The sequence below is a fragment of the Ruegeria sp. HKCCD6428 genome (assembly GCF_013110595.1).
Classification (GTDB): domain Bacteria; phylum Pseudomonadota; class Alphaproteobacteria; order Rhodobacterales; family Rhodobacteraceae; genus Ruegeria.
The window spans coordinates 1-2,660 of record NZ_WVQX01000024.1 but is presented as its reverse complement, the minus strand read 5'-3'; the positions used below and the strand labels follow the sequence as shown (position 1 = coordinate 2,660).

At 51.6% G+C, this 2,660-nt stretch carries 3 protein-coding genes and 1 pseudogene; 1 reads left to right on the top strand and 3 read right to left on the bottom strand.

From position 1 onward, the window contains the following. Together GS620_RS21800 and GS620_RS21795 are read right to left on the bottom strand one after the other, a co-directional pair. A pseudogene (locus GS620_RS21800) lies at positions 1-245 on the bottom strand (hypothetical protein); the annotation flags it as partial. Between the two features lie 73 nt (positions 246-318). Then, on the bottom strand, positions 319-834 hold the full coding sequence (locus GS620_RS21795) for a DUF805 domain-containing protein (protein ID WP_170734114.1): 516 nt from the start codon (positions 832-834) through the stop codon (positions 319-321). 561 nt (positions 835-1,395) lie between these two features. Between GS620_RS21795 and GS620_RS21790 the strand changes: the two genes are divergently transcribed. Then, positions 1,396-1,695, top strand: coding sequence for a hypothetical protein (locus GS620_RS21790; protein WP_171617724.1), 300 nt, complete (start codon positions 1,396-1,398; stop codon positions 1,693-1,695). A gap of 555 nt (positions 1,696-2,250) precedes the next feature. Here the strand turns inward: GS620_RS21790 and GS620_RS21785 are convergent. Beyond that, the coding region (locus GS620_RS21785; protein ID WP_171617723.1) for an autotransporter outer membrane beta-barrel domain-containing protein at positions 2,251-2,660 on the bottom strand (410 nt) is incomplete at its 5' end.

The window sequence follows — 2,660 nt, the reverse complement described above, 5'->3', positions numbered from 1 at the left end:
GCCCCAACTTCGGTGGTGCCGTTCTTCAAAAATCGAATGGAAAGCCCCTGCTTCTCCACAATGTCCTGGCTGTCCTCATATCCAGCCGGTGCAAAGCGGATTCGGTTACACTGAAGTTCCAGCGTCATGTTTCCAGATTGAATAAATGCATTGGGATTGGGCCCGGAACTAAACGACCACTCCGCTGATGCTGTAGTCGCCATAACCACCATCAGCGTCCCAGTGGAAATCGTTTTGAAACTCATTTTTTCTCTCCATGGAGTTACGGTTCGCGCTGTCGTTCAGCAGAGATTCCAGCCAATTGCCCGGGCAGCCAGGTCAAGAAACAGGTTCGCCGTATTCGTTTGCGCCTTCTTGGGAAGGTCGCGTAAGCCACCAGATCATCAGGATGGACAGAACCAATTGAAGAATTGAGACAACAACAATACCGGTTACGCCCAGGACGGCCGCAGGTCCTCGCAAGGCATCGGGGTTTTCGGTCCCTTGCTCCAATACCGAGAAGAACGCCACCCCACCCAGCATAACAAAAAGCGTTGTAATGCTGAGCGCCATCGGCAGCAGCAAGTACCAGCCAGGTCGTCCTGTATCATGCAGCCGTCTCCAACCGGCAGCCAGCATAGGTATGAGAACAGCCAGTTGGAAAACAGAGGACAGAACCCGAGATCCTTGCCCAGTTTCTGGATTGGTTCCGAATATGATCGTATCCAGCACAGCTAAACCAGCACTCACGAGCACCACAAACAAGAAGAACCACCAGTATTCTGAGCGTATAGCCCGACCGGAGAACTGGAAGTATTTCGAGAAACACGTCTTAACGGCTTCACCAAATCCCATCTTTCAATCCCTTCATTGTTTCTGTGCGGCCTCAAATTGCTTCGCCGCTCAGGGGAACACACTCGCAGCTCCCACTTACTTTTTTGTTTGAACGCAGAAGCCTATCGTACGAGAGCGTAGAGAAATTTACGCGCGGAAAAAATATTGATTTATTAAAAATTGGATTCAAACATGCGAATTCGACACAACTTTATTTTACCTCCGTTGTTGTCGTTGCTGCTCGCTGTGCCGAGCCCTTCCGACTGCTGGAGTGAGTGCTGGCGGTCGGAAGGCACTTTACAATGATTGAGCGCTGGGAGGACGCGATGCTCAGACTAAACGTACTCGCCCTATTTCCAGAATTCGCTCGAGCTTTTGCCAGTGTCGTCATTCAGCTTTCACACGTTGTCGGCGGTTTCGGTAGTCAAAGTAGTATCGCTCTGCCCGCCAAGCCCCCCGCGACAAGTTGTTGGGAAGGGAAATCACAGGGTCGAAGTATGTTCCATAGCCTGCTCTGACGCGAGAACTTCAAACAAGCCCATCCAATTTCACTAATTTCAAGGGAACCAGAGGGAGAAGAAAATGTCTAACAAGTTGGTGATGATTGCAGGCGCGACATGTTTCGCACTGCTTGCGGCCTGCGACGATACGAGTACATCAAGCGCGTCCGCCGAGCTCACGCCGGCTCAGCAGGCGTGTTTGCGAGATGTAGCCAACACGACGAACAATTCGCAAGTCGTGGTGCTCTCATCCGCGTTTAGCGAGGCGGGAACACAGGTCACAGTCGGCGTTGGCGAGGATCGTGCTCCTTGGAATTGCATTGCTTACAGTGATGGCGCGACGGCTGGTATCGAGTTCCTGGGCGACGAAGGCGCATTGTGACCTGTCTGCTGCGTAGCTGAAAACGGCTGCGCAGCACTGGCTTGATCTGCTGAGACTCGACTTGGTTTGTAGAACCACCATCATCGTATTCGCGGTCCTGTACCTGTTGGCGTTGGTTGCATTCTTGACGGGCACATTTGGCTGGTTGGGACAGGAACGAGACCCTTTGTCCGGAGTGTTCCTGCTGCCGTTGGGACTACCTTGGATACTTGTAGCGGACTTAATTTCGGAGTCCGCCAAGCCGTGGTTCGCGGCGATTGCACCGTTGCTCAACATCTTGGCGCTGGTTTTCATTTGCAGGTGGGCTCGCAGTTTACACCAGAAATGAAGGCTGAGCTCTGTCTCACCAAAAGGAAGTTAAACATCCCGAAGGGATCGCTCTCGATGAGACCAAAGGGCTTCTCTATATCCTGACAGACGACGCCAAGAAATCGCGGCTTTATGTTTTTAATATCCCCAAATTTTGATCGCTAGAGAATGAAGCTCACATTGCCACGATAGCTTCCGCAAGTTGTTGCAGCTAGCTTATCACTCCTCTTCGTTGGTCCGCCCTAATCAGAACCGAACACTTAAGTTTGCACCGAGGCCATGCTCTTGGCCGTTGGAGCGAACTGAATAGCCATATCCTGCCGTTAGTCTGGCCAGATCAGAAATCTGATACCCTAGCCCCAGACCAAGCACGAAGCCATTTGCCCCTCGGTTTTGTCCGACTTGTGTGAACGTGCCAAATATCGGGCTCGTTACAGTGATTTCGTGCTCACTATCCTTGTTGGCAAAGAAGTCATACTCGTAACGAGCAAAGGCAACTGGGGTTAGCACACCATTCTCTGTCAAGAAGTCCCGTTGGTAGTCAACTCCAATGGAAGCGACCAGAGACTCTGCATCCGCTTTTTCAATTGAGTAGTTGAAGTCACCACCGCCGGTCTCTGTGCCTGAACCTTGTTGAATACGCCCGTAGTTCAATC

Excerpts from the sequence above, each read along its gene's own strand:
- GS620_RS21795 (WP_170734114.1), bottom strand. The coding sequence starts at position 834 with ATGGGATTTGGTGAAGCCGTTAAGACGTGTTTCTCGAAATACTTCCAG.
- GS620_RS21790 (WP_171617724.1), top strand. The coding sequence starts at position 1,396 with ATGTCTAACAAGTTGGTGATGATTGCAGGCGCGACATGTTTCGCACTG.